The organism is Gilliamella sp. B14384G10 (genome assembly GCF_016101685.1).
GTDB classification, from domain to species: domain Bacteria; phylum Pseudomonadota; class Gammaproteobacteria; order Enterobacterales; family Orbaceae; genus Gilliamella; species Gilliamella apis_A.
This window is the reverse complement of sequence record NZ_JACFQA010000001.1, coordinates 249660-268663: the sequence shown is the minus strand read 5'-3', so window position 1 is coordinate 268663 and position 19004 is coordinate 249660. Positions and strand designations below refer to the sequence as shown.

Annotated in this window: 17 protein-coding genes; 12 read left to right on the top strand and 5 right to left on the bottom strand. The window is 34.0% G+C overall.

Features of this window, described 5'->3' with window-relative positions; translation table 11 throughout:
- Positions 1 to 20: 20 nt before the first annotated feature.
- Positions 21 to 647, bottom strand: coding sequence for a transcriptional repressor LexA (gene lexA / locus H3T54_RS01310; RefSeq protein WP_110447607.1), 627 nt, complete (start codon positions 645 to 647; stop codon positions 21 to 23).
- A 351-nt stretch (positions 648 to 998) separates the two neighbouring features.
- Between lexA and coaE the strand changes: the two genes are divergently transcribed.
- The 4 genes from coaE to tsaD are packed head-to-tail and all read left to right on the top strand — an operon-like array spanning position 999 to position 3614.
- The gene (gene coaE / locus H3T54_RS01305) at positions 999 to 1613 is read left to right on the top strand and encodes a dephospho-CoA kinase (protein WP_198220487.1); all 615 of its coding nucleotides are present in this window, start codon (positions 999 to 1001) and stop codon (positions 1611 to 1613) included.
- On the top strand, positions 1606 to 2343 hold the full coding sequence (gene zapD / locus H3T54_RS01300) for a cell division protein ZapD (protein WP_198200251.1): 738 nt from the start codon (positions 1606 to 1608) through the stop codon (positions 2341 to 2343). Before coaE ends, zapD begins: the two co-directional genes overlap by 8 nt.
- A gap of 24 nt (positions 2344 to 2367) precedes the next feature.
- Positions 2368 to 2586, top strand: a complete 219-nt coding sequence (gene yacG / locus H3T54_RS01295) for a DNA gyrase inhibitor YacG (RefSeq protein WP_086358539.1) — start codon at positions 2368 to 2370, stop codon at positions 2584 to 2586.
- On the top strand, positions 2586 to 3614 hold the full coding sequence (gene tsaD / locus H3T54_RS01290) for a tRNA (adenosine(37)-N6)-threonylcarbamoyltransferase complex transferase subunit TsaD (protein WP_198220485.1): 1029 nt from the start codon (positions 2586 to 2588) through the stop codon (positions 3612 to 3614). Before yacG ends, tsaD begins: the two co-directional genes overlap by 1 nt.
- 73 nt (positions 3615 to 3687) lie before the next feature.
- Here the strand turns inward: tsaD and H3T54_RS01285 are convergent, their stop codons facing one another.
- Entirely contained in the window at positions 3688 to 4014 is a 327-nt protein-coding gene (locus H3T54_RS01285) for a DUF4282 domain-containing protein (protein ID WP_110447612.1), read from the bottom strand.
- Between the two features lie 124 nt (positions 4015 to 4138).
- On the opposite strand from H3T54_RS01285, the gene ycaO reads away from it, so the two are divergent.
- Positions 4139 to 5902, top strand: a complete 1764-nt coding sequence (gene ycaO, locus H3T54_RS01280) for a 30S ribosomal protein S12 methylthiotransferase accessory factor YcaO (protein WP_198220483.1) — start codon at positions 4139 to 4141, stop codon at positions 5900 to 5902.
- Positions 5903 to 6264: 362 nt separating this feature from the next.
- Positions 6265 to 7221 (top strand): carbohydrate kinase family protein, encoded by a 957-nt coding sequence (locus H3T54_RS01275; protein WP_198220481.1) that lies wholly within the window; start codon positions 6265 to 6267, stop codon positions 7219 to 7221.
- Positions 7222 to 7709: 488 nt separating this feature from the next.
- On the opposite strand, the gene H3T54_RS01270 is transcribed toward H3T54_RS01275, so the two are convergent.
- Positions 7710 to 8540, bottom strand: a complete 831-nt coding sequence (locus H3T54_RS01270; protein ID WP_198220478.1) for a shikimate 5-dehydrogenase — start codon at positions 8538 to 8540, stop codon at positions 7710 to 7712.
- A 72-nt stretch (positions 8541 to 8612) separates the two neighbouring features.
- Here H3T54_RS01270 and H3T54_RS01265 point away from each other — a divergent pair, with 72 nt between their 5' ends.
- From H3T54_RS01265 to tkt, 6 genes are all read left to right on the top strand, one after another.
- Positions 8613 to 8954, top strand: a complete 342-nt coding sequence (locus H3T54_RS01265; protein WP_086363911.1) for a nitrous oxide-stimulated promoter family protein — start codon at positions 8613 to 8615, stop codon at positions 8952 to 8954.
- A 233-nt stretch (positions 8955 to 9187) separates the two neighbouring features.
- The gene (locus H3T54_RS01260; protein WP_198220476.1) at positions 9188 to 9427 is read left to right on the top strand and encodes a FeoA family protein; all 240 of its coding nucleotides are present in this window, start codon (positions 9188 to 9190) and stop codon (positions 9425 to 9427) included.
- Entirely contained in the window at positions 9424 to 11751 is a 2328-nt protein-coding gene (gene feoB / locus H3T54_RS01255; protein ID WP_198220474.1) for a Fe(2+) transporter permease subunit FeoB, read from the top strand. The genes H3T54_RS01260 and feoB overlap by 4 nt, the downstream gene beginning before the upstream one ends.
- A 31-nt stretch (positions 11752 to 11782) precedes the next feature.
- Positions 11783 to 12019: a FeoC-like transcriptional regulator gene (locus tag H3T54_RS01250; RefSeq protein ID WP_198220472.1), complete on the top strand. Its 237-nt coding sequence runs from the start codon at positions 11783 to 11785 to the stop codon at positions 12017 to 12019.
- 609 nt (positions 12020 to 12628) lie between these two features.
- On the top strand, positions 12629 to 13579 hold the full coding sequence (gene tal, locus H3T54_RS01245; RefSeq protein ID WP_065613207.1) for a transaldolase: 951 nt from the start codon (positions 12629 to 12631) through the stop codon (positions 13577 to 13579).
- 114 nt (positions 13580 to 13693) lie between these two features.
- On the top strand, positions 13694 to 15700 hold the full coding sequence (gene tkt / locus H3T54_RS01240; protein WP_198221121.1) for a transketolase: 2007 nt from the start codon (positions 13694 to 13696) through the stop codon (positions 15698 to 15700).
- 108 nt (positions 15701 to 15808) lie between these two features.
- On the opposite strand, the gene H3T54_RS01235 is transcribed toward tkt, so the two are convergent.
- Positions 15809 to 17197 carry an MATE family efflux transporter gene (locus tag H3T54_RS01235; protein WP_198220470.1) on the bottom strand — a complete coding sequence of 463 codons (1389 nt, stop codon included), beginning with the start codon at positions 17195 to 17197 and terminating at the stop codon, positions 15809 to 15811.
- A gap of 9 nt (positions 17198 to 17206) precedes the next feature.
- A complete protein-coding gene (rimO, locus tag H3T54_RS01230; protein WP_198220468.1) occupies positions 17207 to 18529 on the bottom strand; it encodes a 30S ribosomal protein S12 methylthiotransferase RimO in 1323 nt (440 codons plus the stop codon).
- Between the last annotated feature and the right edge of the window lie 475 nt (positions 18530 to 19004).

The following is a 19004-nucleotide window of genomic DNA, read 5'->3' as shown; positions in this document are numbered from 1 at the left end:
ATTTTATACTATCTTTAAATTTACATCCACGAACCATTGCGAATAATACCAACAGCAATACCTTCAATAGCAAAACTTTGTTGTTCTAAGTCGACATCAATTGGCGCAAACTCCGCATTTTCAGCTAATAATTTAACGTGACGACCTTTTTGCGATAATCTTTTAACAGTTACTTCGTCATCGATTCGCGCAACAACAACTTGGCCATTTTTAACGTGTTGAGTTTTGTGAACGGCAAGTAAATCACCATCTAAAATACCAATATCTTTCATTGACATACCCTCAACTCTTAATAAAAAATCGGCTTGAGGTTTAAATAAACTTGGCGATACTTGATAATGACTTTCGATATGTTCTTGCGCTAAAATTGGCGATCCGGCTGCGACCTTACCAATTAGCGGTAAACCTTCAAGTTCATTGGGATCATCAGGTTGTTCTAATAATAAACGAATTCCACGTGATGAACCGGCAATCATTTCAATAGCTCCTTTTTTAGCTAAAGCTTTAAGATGTTCTTCAGCTGCGTTAGCTGAACGAAATCCTAATTTTTGGGCAATTTCTGCTCGCGTTGGTGGCATTCCGGTAGTTTGAATGTTTTCTTTAATCAAATCATAAATTTGTTGTTGTCGTTCGGTTAATGGTCTCATGGCAAATTCCTGTTTTTATATACAGATACATGTGATTATATACAGCTAAAAAAACAAAACAACTGTTTTATCTATTTTTTTTTAGAATAATGGATAAAAATGGTAACTAAAGTGAGATTTTCGATCTAAATCACATAATAGTATGGAAAATTTTCATAAAACTATTTAAAAAAACAATTTTATGCTACAAACAATCTATCTATCTATCTATCTATCTATCTAGCTAACTAACTAACAAAGTAATGCTGAGCGTAAATTTAATGGCTAATTTAGCAATTTATTGCCATGTATTCTGTTTAATAGTTGTATGATATAATTCTTATTAAGATGATTCTTTATTGGAAGTAGTGTATGTCTTATATTGTTGCACTTAGTGGTGGCATTGCCAGTGGTAAAAGTACCATTGCCAATCTATTTGCGCAATTAGGTGTACCAATTATTGACGCTGATGTGATTGCTCGTAAAGTTGTTGCTGCAGGCTCCTTTGCACTAACACAGATTGTAAAACATTTTAGTCAAGAGATCTTGTTAGAAAATGGAGAGTTAGATCGAAGTCAATTAAGAGAAATTATTTTCAATAATGATCATGAACGGTTATGGTTGAACAATTTATTGCATCCGATTATTGCACAAGAAACCCAACAACAGATTGCAAAACAAACAGCTCCTTATATTATTTGGGTTGTACCATTATTAATTGAAAATAATCTACATCAATTAGCTGATCGGGTGTTAATAATTGATACCCCAGAGACGTTACAACTAGAGCGCTTAATCGATCGTGATAAAATAAGTGAGTCATTAGCCAAGAGAATGATTGATTCACAAGTTTCATTAAGTGATCGTTTAGCATTTGCAGATGATATTATTGTTAATGACGGTAATTTGGCGTCATTAAAAATGCAAATATATGATTTACATGAAAAATATTTGCATAACTCTAAAATTAAGAATAGCTATGAATAACATTGTTTTTGAACATCCATTAAATGAAAAAATGCGTACTTGGTTACGGCTTGAATTTTTACTTAATCAATTAAACACGCATCATCGTTTCGAGCAAAATAATGCTTTATTGTTTTTTCATGCTTTATCTGAATTACTCGAAATTATTGAACGAAATGATGTTAAAGGGGATTTGATTAAAGAGATTGAATCGCAAAAGCAAAAATTACTTTCTTGGATTGATATTGATGGTGTTGATAAAGAATTGCTTGGTGACATGATTAACCAATATGAACTGTTTTTAACTAAATTTAATTCAAGTTTACGTTTAGGACAGCCGCTAAAAGATGATCGATTTATCATGGCGATTCGTCAGCGTTTGATGATTCCAGGTGGATGTTGTAGTTTTGATTTACCATCTTTCCATTTGTGGTTAAATCAACCGCAAGAAAAACGTAATATGCAAGTTGATAACTGGTTGCAGCATATTACAATACTTGATGAAACGTTAAAAGCATGTTTACAATTTATTAGGCAACTAGGTGAATTTAAAACTTTTATTTGTACTAATAATTTTTTTCAAGAAACTAATGGTGATGTAAATTTGATTCGAATTCGTGTTGCTTTCGAGAAAAATGTTTACCCACAAGTTTCTGGTCATATGTCTCGTTATAGTATTCGTTTTTTACCCCTTTATGCTGGCGATAATAGTAATATTGATGCAATTGAATTTGAACTTGCTTGTTGTTAGCCCAATTAATTTAAGAGTGTTTAGATGAATAAAAATACTGTTACTATCGTAAAGTGTCCAACCTGTCAAAAAAATGTTGAATGGTCTGAAAAGAGTTTATATCGACCATTTTGTAGTAAACGCTGTCAATTAATTGATTTAGGTGATTGGGCTGCCGAAGAGCATCGCATTGCGGATAAGGAACTGAGTGAACAAGATCTTTGGAGTGAAGATGATCTTGCCGATTTAGTGAGTAAACATTAATGAAGATTTTAGGTATTGAAACATCATGTGATGAAACAGGCGTTGCCATTTATGATGATAAGCATGGACTTATTGCCAATCAGCTCTATTCGCAAATTAAATTACACGCCGATTATGGTGGGGTTGTACCAGAGCTGGCCTCTCGAGATCATATTCGTAAAACTGTACCATTGATACAAGCTGCACTACAAGAGGCTAATTTGCGTGCAAGTGATATAGACGGTGTGGCGTATACTGCTGGCCCTGGTTTGATTGGTGCTTTAATGGTTGGCGCATCTATTGGACGTTCACTGGCTTATGCATGGGACGTACCCGCTATTGCTGTGCATCATATGGAAGGTCACTTGTTAGCTCCTATGCTAGAAGATAATCCTCCCGAGTTTCCATTTGTCGCTTTGTTAGTGTCAGGCGGACATACTCAGTTAATTAAAGTAACTGGTGTTGGCCAATATCAATTACTGGGTGAATCAATTGATGATGCTGCAGGGGAAGCATTTGATAAAACAGCTAAATTGTTAGGCCTTGATTATCCCGGTGGAGCCAAATTATCGAAATTAGCTGAACTTGGTGATGCAACACGATTCCGTTTTCCTCGACCGATGACGGATAGACCTGGCTTAGATTTTAGCTTTTCAGGGCTTAAAACCGCTGCTGCAAATACCATTCATCAACAGAGTTGTGGTCAGGATCTTGATGATCAAACCAGAGCAGATATAGCTAAGGCTTTTGAAGATGCTTTAGTTGATACTTTATTAATAAAGTCACGTCGAGCATTAGATCAAACAGGCTTTAATCGATTGGTTATTGCTGGTGGAGTGAGTGCTAATAAAACTTTACGTCGCCAACTCGCCGAGCTTATGGCTCAACGTAAAGGACAAGTTTATTATCCTCGTTTAGAATTTTGTACTGATAATGGTGCGATGATAGCTTATGCTGGAATGATTCATCTTAAAGCATCCCAATTTGTTGATCTAGCTATTGAGGTTAAACCTAGATGGCCACTAAGTGAATTAAACGCGAAAGAATAATATCAAATTAAAAATTAATATTATAGAATTTTATTGTGGGGTAAATTCCCCACAGGTTTTCTTAATATAATACTTATTGATTATCTTCAGTTGATTTATCTAAAGCTAGTTTTTCGATATTTCGGTTAATACTGAATAAAACACAAATTAATTCATATCCGATACGGGTGAATATAGAACCACCAATGATGGTTACAAAACCACTTAGTATGCCTAGTAGTGCAGAACCAAAACTATAACGCATTAGTAGAAAACTTGAGAAGATGAGAACTAGGCCTGAAAATACAATAAAAACTAAGCTAATCCAATAAATTACAGTAATAATTTTAGGAGTGAACATTTTATCAAAAAAGAAAAAGTCTTTAAAAGAAAGTCCACTGGTATCTACTATTTTTTTCATTTTATTTCCTTAATTAAGTTTTATTTATTTTATTGCTTTGACTTTGGTCAAAAAACCGATACATTTAATATCAAATAAATCAATAAAGCAACGTTATTTTTAAAAAGGTTTTTTAAATTTTAATATGAAAACATTCATTCCCGGTAAAGATGCAGCACTTGAAGATTCCATTAACTATTTTCAGCAACAATTAGATAAATATGATTTGGCTGTTAAAGAGGCCTCTTGGCTTAATCCAGTACCTAACGTTTGGTCGGTACATATTCAAAATACAAAATGTCCACTATGCTTTGCTAATGGTAAAGGAGCGAGTAAAAAAGCTGCGTTAGCTTCTGCTTTAGGGGAATATTTTGAGAGACTTTCAACTAACTACTTTTTTTCTGATTTTTATTTAGGAGATACAGTCGCTAATAGTGAATTTGTACACTATCCGTCGGAAAAATGGTTTGCAATTCCTGATGATAATAGTTTACCTAAAGGTTTATTGTCACAAAAGTTACATGATTTTTATGATCCTGACCAGGAATTAACAGCAACGGATCTCGTTGATTTACAGTCTAGCAATGGTGAGAGAGGGATTTGTGCATTGCCATTTGTTCAACAATCTGATGGCAAAACCATTTATGTACCAGTGAATTTAATTGCTAACTTATATGCATCAAATGGCATGTCAGCGGGAAATACACCAAATGAGGCACGAGTTCAAGCTTTATCTGAAATATTTGAACGTTATACCAAAAATAAAATTATTGCAGAAGCTATTAGCTTACCACTTATACCCGAAACAGTAATTAATCGTTATCCTACTGTATTAGCGGCTATTGAAACACTTGAAAAGGAAGGTTTTCCGATATACTGTTTTGATGCTTCTTTAGCTGGCGAATTTCCGGTGATTTGTGTTGTGCTATTTAACCCTCAAAACGGTACATGCTATGCCTCATTCGGTGCTCATCCTAATTTTGGTGTAGCACTTGAACGAACAGTGACTGAATTACTACAAGGTCGAAGTCTTAAAGATCTTGATGTTTTTTCACCGCCAAGTTTTGACAATGACGACGTAGCTGATCTAAGTAATTTAGAAACGCATTTTATTGATTCTAGTGGCTTAATTTCATGGGATCTTTTTAATCAAAAATCGGATTATGAGTTTGTAGATTGGGATTTTTCTGGTACAACCGAGCAGGAATTTACTAACTTAATGGCGATATTTGATCGTCACCAAATTGAAGTATTAATAATGGATTACCAGCATCTTGGGGTTTATGCTTGTCGAATTTTAGCTGTTGGTATGTCAGAAATTTATCCGCCAGAGGATCTGTTAATTGCTAATAATAACATGGCGATCCATCTTCGTGAGTTGATTTTATCGCTTCCTTATCAAAAACGTACTAACAAGCAATTACTCGACATTATTGAACTTTTTGATGATGAAGGTTTAGATGATTTTGCTCGAGTTCGCGAATTACTAGGTATTGCAACAGGTAGAGATAATGCATGGTTAACATTGAGAATTGGTGAATTAAAAGCTATGCTGGCGTTAGCTGCACAGGATTTACCGCAAGCTAAATTATGGATAGATTGGACGATTGAAATGAATGAGTCTATCTTTAGTTCTGAACGCAATCATGCCTATCGTTGTTTGCAAACTTTAGTTAATTTTATTATAGAGCGAGGTGCAAACCAATTTGATAATTATCAATCTGCTTTTAGTAAAATGTATGGCAATTCATGTGTAAGTGAAATGTGGTTGTATGCAACAGCAAAAAAACAATTTTTTGGGCTAACGGATTTAGATCACTCTGATGCAGATAGCGATAGTTTACTGAATCAATTTACCATGCATAAAAAGCTTTTAGAGGTATATCACAAATTACATCAAATTATGTAGTAATAATTATTATTAATCATCAGTAAAAGCTAACCGTTAATAGTTATTACTGATGATTGCAATAGTTTTTATAAAAAAAATTTTAATTAATACTTATCAAACGGGGTTAAATAGCATATTATATAATCGATCTTTGATTAGATTTGTTAGATGAGTAAGATGTCAAAATTTAGATTTACATATCCAAAAGATCTTTGAGGCATTGTTGTATGATATTAAAGCAGTAAGTTTACTTCCCTTATTGCTTTCTTTTTCTCTCTCAATTCGTAGTAACCAATAGCACAATTACGTTCAAAATCGCTAAGTTAACTTATTTTCAATATTTGTTTTTTTTAAATTATATAATTTATTAAGGATAAATGATGACAATATTTACCGTTGGTTTTGCTTGTTTAGATTTATTGTGTTTCACTTCATCTAGTTTGGAACAAAACGGTTCAATTACCTCGGATAATTTTGTCCATTGTGGTGGTGGGTCCGTTGCTAATACGGCATATCTATTAGCGCTATGGGGAGAAGATATTTATCATATTGGTCATCTCAACAATGATCATCATGGCAATCAAATTGAGACAGAACTAGCTAATGTTGGCGTTAATACTCGGCAATTTATTTTTTCGGAGAAAATGATCACGCCATTAGAAGCCATCACCATTGATGAGCAAAGTAATACCTACAGTATTATATCGCATCGTTTGATACAACCGCCTAAATTGACAATAACAGAAAAAGATAAATTAGTTCACTTTATTCGGACAGTCAGTGAAAATAAACACGAGATAGTTATGTTAGCTGATGGCTATGAGGCAGAATTGAGTGAGTACCTAATTGAGCATTTACCCAAAGTCAAAGTGATTATGAGTGTCGATAATCTATCAGCTAATAGTCTGTACTTAGCTCAACAAGCTGATTATTTAATTGTAACAGAACAATTTGCTAGTGCTTTTGTCAAATTAAAAGCTTTCTATAATAGCGAGCAGATCAAAAATGCATTGAAAAAATTACGCAATTTAACTAACGGTAAAATTATTATTCGTATGTATAATAAAGATTGTGTATATCTGGATCATCAACAAGTTGTGATAATCTCTGGCTTTAATAAACAAACTGCTGATAACATTACTGAAAATGATATTTTTCAAGGGGCTTTTACTTATGGTATCAGCTATGGTTGGCCGTTAGCGAAAACGATATTGTTTGCCAATCTAGCAATAGCTGCAGCCAATAAACAGAAAAGAGGGCGTAGTGCAATGCCTAACTTGGTTGACATCAATCTAGCAGGTAAAGATCTTATTAAAGATTTTAAATACTTTTTTTGAATTATCACTAAAATCATTGAACGCTCAAATTGTTCTATTTAAGCGATTTCTTGACCTCTTAAACGGCTTTTCTTTACTTATTATAAAGGATATTAAGTTTTTATTTTTCTTTTTCTCTTATTTAAGGAAAATCTAAATTTTTTATGCTCATTTTATTAAGTTTATTTCTTTTGAGCAGAGCGTGTTTACACAAGGCCACTTTATCAATCACTGTTATCATTCTGGTATATTTTCTAAAACTTTTTTCTCTTATAGGCAACTTTTGCCAAAATATTTGTCAAAAATAGCTAATATAAAACGGTCGGCTTATGGCAGCCTTTTATCGTTTAGTTCTAACTGTCTGAAGGTTATTTTCAATATAAACGACAATTTTGTTAAACGTCCTTGTTTAACATGTTAACCAAACCTAGCTGTTAATTTTTTGCATCGTTATTAACTTAGACGTTCCAGTCAATTAAAATCCATTTCAGGACAATTGTATATTGTGATTAAGCTTGTCTGGCGAATTCACCTGCTTGCTGGATCAATTCTTCGCTAGGGGTGACGCCAGTATATAAAATGAATTGTTCAACAGCTTGTAATACGGCGACATCAGCTCCAGAAATAATAGTTTTATTTAAGTTTTTAGCATACTTTATAAGTGGTGTTTCAACAGGTAAGGCGACAACATCGAACACAATATCAGCATGATTAATTATTGTTTCACTAAATGCCAGTTGGTTCGCTTCGCTACCGCCTTGCATACCAATTGGCGTCACATTGATAATCAATTTTGCTTGTTCCGGTGTAATAGTAGATTCATCTTTTTGCCATTGGTAATTATAACGCTCAGCTAAAGCTTCCCCTTTTTGCTGATTTCTGGCACAGACAATGCCATGTTTAAAACCGGCATCGTAAAACGCTCCAATTACAGCATTGGCCATACCACCACTACCTTTTAAAACAAATGGTGTGTTATTACAGATATGATTAGCCTTAATTAGTTTTTCCACAGCAATATAATCAGTGTTGTAGGCCTTCAAATAGTGATCGGTATTAACAATAGTATTAACCGCTTGAATTGATTGTACCGAAACATCTAATTCATCAATAAATTCAATGCACGCTTGTTTATAAGGCATTGAGATAGCACAACCACGAATTGATAATGCTTTAATTCCATTAATAGCATCTTTTAAATTATTGGTTGTAAAAGCTTTATATAGATAATTTAAATCTAATTTTTCATATAAAAAATTGTGAAAACGAGTACCAAAATTACTTGGTCTTGCTGAAAGTGACATACAAACAATAGTATCTTTATTGATAATTCTTGCCATTAACCAAAATCCTTGTGATCATAATAACTAATTCTGTATTCTATCATCTTTTTAACTAGCATATATTTGATTATGGTTGCAAACAATACTGGTCCGAAAATAACTCAAGAAAAAGTTACCGTAGAAGTGATGATACACCTATATTGTCACCAAAAACACCATACTCCTAAAAAACAACTATGTGCTGAATGTAGTGATCTCTTACAATACGCCATGCAACGCTTAACAATGTGCCGATTTGGTGAAAAGAAAACCACCTGCGAAAAATGTCCAAAACATTGTTATCGCAAAGATTATAAACAGAAAATTAAAGAAGTAATGCGTTATGCAGGGCCAAGAATGATGCTCCATCATCCAATCATGGCGGTTAAACATTTGTATAAAAATTTAAAAACCATTTTGAAGGTATTTTAACAAAAGCATTTTTTCACAATTAAAAAGTTGAGGAGAGGGGTTTTTGGCTTATTTTTATCACTTATTTTTTTGATTTCATCAATGTTGCATTCGTTTTTTCTATCAATACAATAATTTTCACTTATTTTAGATGTTTTTTGCAATTTACTCGCAGTTAAATGCTAAAAATGCGAATGATTATCTTTTAAAATACTGTCATTTTTAAAATACAACCTTATTTGATAGGAAGTATAATGTCTGCATTTACGCTTGATCACCTCTCTCAAGGACGTGAAGCTGTTATTAAACGTCTATTACCTGACTCTTTAGCTTTTCGTCAAAAACTTTTAGCTATGGGAATGACGCCCGGATGTAAGTTGACTGTGATGCAAATCGCGCCATTAGGTGATCCAATTGAAATTAATTTGCGTGGTTTTCTATTGTGTTTACGCCGTCGTGAAGCGGCTGCAATTGAAGTTGAGATGGTCGTATGAAAATTGCATTAGTCGGTAATCCCAATTGTGGCAAAACGACATTATTTAATTTATTAACTGGTTCAAAACAGCGTGTAGGTAATTGGCCAGGGGTAACCGTTGAGCACAAATCTGGTTCGTTTGCTTATCAAAATAACCATTATGATATTGTTGATTTACCGGGCACTTACTCTGTTGAGCCAGAACCAATCGGTATTGCTCAAGATGAATTTATTACTCGGCAGTTTCTATTAGCTGATAACAATAGCTTGATAATTAATGTTATTGATGCAACAAATTTACAACGCAGTTTATATTTAACATTTCAGTTAATTGATATGCAAGTACCTATGATAATTGTGCTTAATATGGTTGATGCACTTAAAGCTATGGGAGAAAGATTAAATATCGATAAATTAACCAAAGCTTTAGGTTGTCCGGTTATTGCGATTTCGTCTACGCGAAAAACTGGATTATCAAAATTTTATCAGCAAATTGAAGCTAGCACATCGAATTTAAAGATTGCAATGCCAACCATTGATACGTTAAGTAGTGATGCACAAGCTGTATTTAACCGATATTTAGGTGAATTGCCTGCAACCAGTCGGATACAACAATTTAATCGTTGGCAGTTAATTGAAGCCTTGCTTAATGGGGCAAATGAATCTTTGGATTTTTTAGAAAACGAAAAGTTAGCTGCTTGTCGTTGTTTATTGTCTATCAATTTCGATAATCAGATTGACGTAGCACTTGCAAGTGCACGTTATGATACGATTGATACGCTTTGCAAGATGGTGATTGATAAGCCTAGAGAAGCCAATATTAATCTTACTGAAAAATTGGATAAATTAGCTTTAGGGCGTTTTACTAGTATTCCATTCTTTTTACTCGCAATGTATAGCATGTTTTTTATTGCGATTAATTTTGGTTCAGTTTTTGTCGATTTTTTTGAAGGGGTTTTTAGTACCATTTTTGTTAATGGCTTTACTTATCTCTTAAATATGCTAGATACACCAACTTGGTTAACGGTTATTTTAGCTGATGGGGTTGGTAATGGCATCACCACGGTATCGACTTTTATACCGGTTATTGCGGCGATGTTTTTTGTGCTATCTTTTTTGGAAGATTCAGGTTATTTAGCGCGAGCAGCAATGATTGTTGATCGTTTTATGCGATGCATTGGTTTACCCGGTAAAGCGTTTGTACCCATGTTAATGGGGTTTGGTTGTGGAGTACCCGCAATTATGGCAACGAGGACACTTGATAGCCCTCGTGATCGTATTTTATCAATTTGTTTAATTCCGTTTATGTCTTGCAGTGCTCGATTACCCATTTATGCTTTGTTTGCTGTAATATTTTTTCCTAATCATGCATCGATTATTGTCTTTATGCTGTATTTGCTGGGTATTTTAGTAGCTATGCTAACGGGATTTATATTAAAAAGTACTCTGTTACAAGGTGAATTAACGCCATTTATTATGGAAATGCCCGTTTATCGTCTTCCGACATTACGGAGTATGTTGAGAATAACTTTTCAACGTTTGAAAAGCTTTGTTTTACGAGCAGGAAAAGCTATTGTCGTTATGGTAACCGTGCTTAGCTTCTTTAATTCCTTAGGAACTGATGGTTCATTTGGGAATGAAAATTCAAATCACTCTGTGTTATCAGTTATGGGACAAAAAGTTACTCCTGTATTTACACCTATGGGAATTGACAAGCAAAATTGGCCTGCAACAGTAGGTATTTTTACCGGGATTTTTGCTAAAGAGTCCGTTGTGGCAACTTTAAATTCACTCTATTCAATGGATCATCAAACGGAACAACCAGCGCAATTTTGTTTTTATAATGGCATCAAGTCAGCGTTAGAAACCATTCCAGATCGTTTTATTGATTTAACTAACGCAATCGCTGATCCGCTAGGTCTATCAAGTATTAATCAAGATGAAAATAATCTACGAAATGAATTGTCTGTCGACTCAACTACGGTATCGAAAATAAGTAATTCATTTGTTACATCATCTTCAGCTATTGCCTATCTTATTTTCGTGTTGCTTTATACACCTTGTGCAGCAGCATTAGGCACAATCTATCGTGAAACAGGGCTAAAATGGATGATATTTGTTGCTATTTGGACCTTTGTTATAGGTTGGTTGTCTGCAACGATTTATTACCAATTTAGTTTATTAGGCCAATCTTCATGCGCGCCTTATTGGTTGATAGCTATTGGAGGATTTATTACTTTCATTTTTATCATTATGCGTAAAATCGGTCGTTTACCTTGCTTTAATCAATATTACTTACCAAAACCACGATCTCACAAAAACCAATCAGCTTGTTGTGAATAAAATTAGTGGTTAATGTTAAATATTGAATAATATGTTAATTACTGCAATTCGTGATTATATTCAGTTACAAGGACGAGCTAATCTACAAGATGTGGCTCGTCACTTTCGTTTGTCTACCAGCGCTGTTGAACCTATGCTAAATTTTTGGGTTAAAAAAGGGTTAATAAAATTAATTAAACGTGATTTATTAACTTGTGCAGGTAAACAGTGTTCAACGGGTATAAGTTGTAATTTAGACGCTTATGCAAGCTATGTATGGATTGAGTAGAATATCTTATACAATCAATTGATGGCTAAAATTAATTTGATTGTATCAAAAGTATTAGTATCTAACCTTTGATAAATTCCAGCCAAATTATTTTAATTTTTTGCTTTTTTTAGCGTTGAATCCACTTTTTTATCCGCCATTAAAAATTAAATTATCTTTAATTTGCTATTTTTTTGCGACTTATGTCACATAATTAAATTTATTTGTATCTCAAAATTACAAATGATATTAATATGAACTTATGTTCATTTTGGTGAAAAAAAAGAAAAATATAAAACCGATAAAAGTAATAAAAAGATATCCTTGGTTTGAATTTAATTAAAAAATTTACTAACTATTGAATTAGATAATTAGATAAATATTAAGAGTCAACTTGTTACATTAATTACTTGTTGATTTTGATGTGCTAAAAAGTTAATTAATGTTTATGGAATAAAAATATTTTTCGTTTTTATCGATAGCTTATTCAGATCAAATTGTCGTTTTATCGTTCTTGTTCATTTTTAGCCAAAAAGACCTTAACCGAAACGACGAAACCTTGTCGTTTTATCACTTAATAAATGTTATTATAACTATGTTTAAAAAACATGTAGTAGAGGAATTAGATATATGAGTCAATTAGATGAATTCAAAAAATTAACTGTAGTTGTTGCTGATACTGGTGATATCGATTCGATTAAACAGTTTTCTCCTGAAGATGCAACAACTAATCCATCGCTTGTTTTAAAAGCTGCTCAACTTCCTCAATATCGTTATTTAATTGATTCTGCTATTGAAACAGCTAAAAAACTAGGTGGTAGTAAAGCTGAGCAATTGGTTAATGCCTGTGACCAAGTAGCGGTAAACATTGGCGCTGAAATTCTAAAATCTATTCCGGGGCGAATCTCGACTGAAGTTGATGCAAGGTTATCATTTGATACCCAAGCTTGTATTGAAAAAGCTCGTCGAATTGTTGAACTTTATAAACAAAAAGGCATTGATAAATCAAAAATTCTGATTAAAATCGCTTCTACATGGGAAGGTATTAAAGCTGCTGAAGTTTTAGAAAAAGAAGGGATTAACTGTAATTTAACTTTATTGTTTTCTTTCGCTCAAGCGCGTGCTTGTGCCGAGATTAATGCCTTTTTAATTTCACCATTTGTTGGTCGTATTTATGATTGGTATCAAGCTAAGAAACCTATTGATCCTTATATTGCTGACCAAGATCCTGGTGTAGTTTCAGTACGTAATATCTATAACTATTATAAACAACATGGTTATAAGACTATTGTCATGGGGGCTAGTTTTAGACAAGTTGATCAAATTTTAGCATTGGCGGGTTGTGATCGTTTAACTATTTCCCCTAATTTATTGTCTGAGATGCAAAAATCAAGTGCCCCAGTAGTGCGTAAATTAGATCCAAATCAAACCTTAGTTGAGCGTCCAGCATTAATGACTGAAGCTGAGTTTAGATGGCAGCATAATAGTGATGCTATGGCCGTTGAAAAATTAGCTGAAGGCATCCGTGCATTTGCTGTCGATCAGGGTAAACTAGAAGATATGATCGGAGCACTACTTTAATTAATAGAATAGGGGAATATATTCTCCTTTTTGTTTTGTTACGAAAGCGTTTTATTTGTCTACTATTTGTAGACAATCAATGAATATTTAAAATATATTTTGGAGAATATGAACATGAATGTAACCACACTATCCCACCGCGAACTAGCCAATGCGATAAGAGCATTAAGCATGGATGGCGTGCAAAAAGCGAAATCAGGCCATCCAGGTGCGCCGATGGGGATGGCAGACATGGCTGAAGTCCTTTGGCGAGGATTTTTAAAACACAATCCTACCAATCCTAATTGGGCTGATCGGGATAGATTTGTATTATCAAATGGTCATGCATCAATGTTAATTTATAGCTTATTACATTTGACTGGTTATAACGTAACGCTCGATGACATAAAAAACTTTCGTCAATTAAATGCTAAAACCGCAGGTCATCCTGAATTTGGACATCTTCCGGGCATTGAAACAACAACAGGTCCATTAGGTCAAGGTATTGCTAATGCTGTCGGTATGGCTATTGCTGAAAGAACATTAGCAGCTCAATTTAACAAACCTGCACATACCATAGTTGATCATCATACTTATGTATTTATGGGTGATGGTTGTATGATGGAAGGGATTTCTCATGAAGTATGTTCATTAGCAGGTACACTTAAGTTAGGCAAATTAATTGCGTTTTATGATGATAATGGTATTTCAATTGATGGTGAAATTGAAGGTTGGTTTACCGACGATACCGCTAAACGATTTGAAGCATATGGCTGGCACGTTATTCGTGGTATTGATGGCCATGATGCTAAGGCATTAGCTGAAGCTATTGAGCAAGCACAAGCTGTAACTGATAAACCATCATTATTAATGTGTAAGACTGTTATTGGTTTTGGTTCTCCAAACAAAGCTGGAAGTCATGATTGCCATGGCGCACCACTTGGTGATGCTGAAATAGAAGCAACTCGTAAAGCTTTAGGTTGGTCATATCCTGCATTTGAAATTCCAAAAGATTATTATGATGCATGGGATGCAAAAGCTACTGGTAAACAACGTGAAGATGAGTGGAATGCTCGCTTTGATGCATATGCAAAAGCTTATCCAGAATTAGCAAAAGAATTCAAACGTCGTATGGATGGTGATTTACCAAATAATTGGCAACAAGTTGCTAAAGATTTTGTTAATAAGCTACAAGCAAATCCAGCAACAATTGCTACCCGTAAAGCTTCGCAAAATGCCATTGAAGCTTTTGCGCCTGTGTTAACTGAATTTTTAGGTGGTTCAGCTGACTTAGCACCAAGTAATTTAACTATGTGGTCAGGCTCTAAAGAGATTTTAGCTAATCCAGATGGTAACTACATTCATTATGGTGTACGTGAATTTGGTATGTCTGCAATCATGAATGGTATTGCTTTACATGGTGGCTTTATTCCTTATGGTGCAACTTTCTTGATGTTTATGGAGTATGCGCGTAACGCAGTCCGTATGGCTGCTTTAATGAAAATTCGCTCTTTATTTGTCTACACGCATGACTCAATAGGTTTAGGTGAAGATGGTCCAACTCACCAACCTGTTGAACAGATGGCAAGCTTACGAGTTACTCCAAATGTTAGTACTTGGCGTCCTTGTGACCAAGTTGAATCAGCCATTGCTTGGCAATATGCTGTTGAACGTAAAGACGGTCCAACTGCGTTAATTTTCTCTAGACAAAATCTTAAACAACAAGAACGTACCGAACAACAATTAGCCAATGTTTATCGTGGTGGCTACATTTTAAATGATTGTGATGGCACTCCTGAACTTATTTTAATTGCCACTGGTTCTGAAGTCGAACTAGCAGTTGAGGCTTATCATAAACTTACTGAAGCAGGTAAAAAAGTACGTGTTGTTTCAATGCCATCAACCGATGCATTTGATAAACAAGATCAAGCTTATAAAGAATCAGTATTACCATCTTCAGTCTCTGCACGAGTTGCTATTGAGGCTGGCATCAGTGACTATTGGTATAAATATGTTGGTCTAAATGGTAAGATTATCGGTATGACAAGCTTTGGTGAGTCAGGTCCAGCAGAACAATTATTTGCTAAATTCGGCTTTACAGTTGAAAACGTTCTAGAACAAGCAAATAGTTTATTAAAATAATAAAATTATTTTAATAGTAAAAAGCCACCTTATTGGTGGCTTTTTTAATCTAATCAAATTAAAAGGCTATAATTTGAATTATTTATTTACTTTGGTATATTAATTAAATTATCGCGAAGCTCGTTTTAATATTATTTCTGTTGGTTGTTTTTGTAGATAAACCATTCTCGCAATTAACAGAAATGCAGCAACAGCAAGTCCTAATATAATCCCTATCCAAAATCCGGCAGCACCAATTGGCTGCATGACCAGATCTGTTAAGCCTAGAATATAACCAACTGGTAATCCAACAACCCAATAAGACAATAAAGTAATAAAAAAGATGCTTTTTGTATCTTTGTAACCACGTAATACATTACTTGCCACTACTTGTAAATAATCTGAAGCTTGGTAAATAGCTAATAGGATGATGAGTTGTAGACAAATAGCTATAACCGCAGCCTCCTTAGTAAATATTGTAATAATAGGTGTTCTAAATACCACTAAAATTAGTGCTACAATAACAGCAATGACTAACGATATGAGCAAACTGATGAAAGCTGTTTGTTTAGCTAAACTTGGTTTTCCTTTTCCTAACAGATAACCGACGCGAATACTGGTTGCCACACCAAGAGATAATGGAATTGCAAATGTTAAGCTACTGATGGTAAAAATAATTTGATGTGCAGCCACAGTTATTTGTCCGAGAGGGGCAATAAGTAAAGCAACGACAGCAAACAAGCTCATTTCAAAAAAGTAAGCAAGGGCTAGAGGCATTCCTAAAACCACTATTTTTTTGATGATGGAAAAATCAACAAGTTTTGTTAATGGTGTTTTACGAATATCTTGTTGGCTAGCAGTAGTTAAAGTATATAAACGGATTAAAATGAACATTAACCAGAAAATTATTGCTGCAGTAATGCCACAACCAACACCACCAAACGCAGGTAAGCCTAATTTGCCATAAATCAAAATATAGTTAATTGGAATATTAGCTAATAAAGCAATGAATATAATCACCATGGCAGGTTTTGTGTTAGATAAACCTTCACATTGATTGCGGTAAACTAAAAATAGTAGAAATGCAGGTACCCCCCACATAATTGCACGTAAAAAAGAGACGGCAACTTCGACCATTTCTGGATCAATCGGGTTATCAGCAGAGCTTCTAAAACTAATTATTCTATCTGAATGATAGAGAATTAACATTATGATCACCGATAAAATTAATGCGATCACCACACCTTGCCGTGTATGATCGGCAACTTGCTCACGTTTAGCTGCACCATTTAAGTTTGATATAATGGGGGTTAATACAGTCAATAGCCCTTGACCAAATAAAACTGTAGGTAACCAAATGGATACCGCAATAGCAACACCTGATAAGGCTGTTTTACTGTAATTGCCAGCCATAATTGTATCAACAAACGTTATTGCTGTTTGTGATATTTGGGCAATCATAACAGGAATAGCTAAGGTGATTAAATTATTAATTTCACTTCGATAATGTAATTTCATTGATTGTATTTACTGTTGTACAGTTCCCCATAAATCGTATTCATCTGAATGTTCAATATTGACTTGAACAATATCACCAACTTTAACAGCTTTTTCTTCATTTAGATAGACAACGCCATCTATTTCTGGTGCATCAGCCATACTCCGTCCAATTGCACCTTCATCATCCACTTCATCGATAAGGACAGACAATGTTTTACCAATTTTGTTTTGTAGCTTACGGGTCGAAATTGTCTGTTGTAATTGCATAAAACGATCGAAGCGTTCTTGTTTTATATGTTCAGGTATTTGGTCGGCTAATTGATTAGCTGCAGCACCTTCAACTGGGCTATATGGGAAACAACCGACACGATCTAACTGTGCTTGAGAAAGAAAATCAAGCAGTAATTCAAAATCTTGTTCGGTTTCACCTGGATAACCGACGATAAAAGTTGAACGTAGGGTGATTTCTGGACAAATATCTCGCCACTTATGAATTCTTTCAAGTGTTCTTTCAATTGTACCTGGTCGCTTCATTGATTTTAATACTGTAGGGCTAGCGTGTTGTAATGGTACATCTAAATAAGGTAAGATTTTGCCATCAGCCATTAATGGAATTAAATTATCCACACTAGGGTAAGGATACATATAATGTAGACGTACCCAAATACCAAGACTAGATAATTGTTCACAAAGGGTATGAATATCGGTTTTTAACGGCATACCATTCCAAAAATTGGTTCGGTTTTTTATATCAATACCATAAGCTGATGTATCTTGAGCTATAACTAATAGCTCTTTTACTCCTCCATCAACCAAACGTTTTGCTTCATCAAGCACATTACCAATCGGTCGACTGATCATTTCACCACGTAATGAAGGGATGATACAGAATGAACAACTATGGTTGCAGCCTTCTGATATTTTCAAATAAGCATAATGTTTTGGTGTTAGTTTTACGCCTTGTTCGGGCACTAAACTAATAAATGGATTATAGGAAGGTTTTGGCGCATATTTATGAACATGTTCAAGAACAGCTTCATAACTGTGTGGTCCTGATATTTCAAGTACTTTAGGATGCACATCACGGATTTGATCTTCTTTTGCGCCAAGACAACCAGTCACAATAACTTTTCCATTTTCATTTAGCGCTTCGCCAATGGCTTCTAATGATTCTTGTACCGCACTATCAATAAAACCACAGGTGTTAACAATTACTAAATCTGCATTATCGTAGCTAGGTACAACTTGATAACCCTGTGTACGTAATTCAGTTAAAATTCGCTCAGAGTCAACTAAATTTTTAGGACAACCAAGGCTCACAAATCCAATAGTAGGGGATGATGTATTCATAATATTTATAATAATTTAAAATTTATTGAGGTATTTATCGAGAATTTAAAAGTTTGCCAATTTAGATTATGACAACAGGCGGGCATTTTAACATATTTAATTTGAACCAAATAAAAAATTTTTAGCGAGTTATTATCTGAATTAATATAATTTCTTATGGCATGTATTATAACACGCCATCTATCGTAAATAAGTTGAAGTGTATCCGTAATAAAGGATGCTTCAATGTCTGTAATTTAATCTTATTGGTTGATTATGTGTAACCGATAATATCGATAAACCGTATTTGTCGGTTTACTAATATTAATATCCTTTGCATCTATTCTTTCCTTTCAATATTCAATTATTACATTATTTTTATAAGCTCTATATTATTGAGCTACTTTATCTAACAAGATTTGACTTATTGTTTAATTATTTTTATTTTCAATATGTTAGATGAATATGATGTAACTTATTAACTTAGTTTTTAATT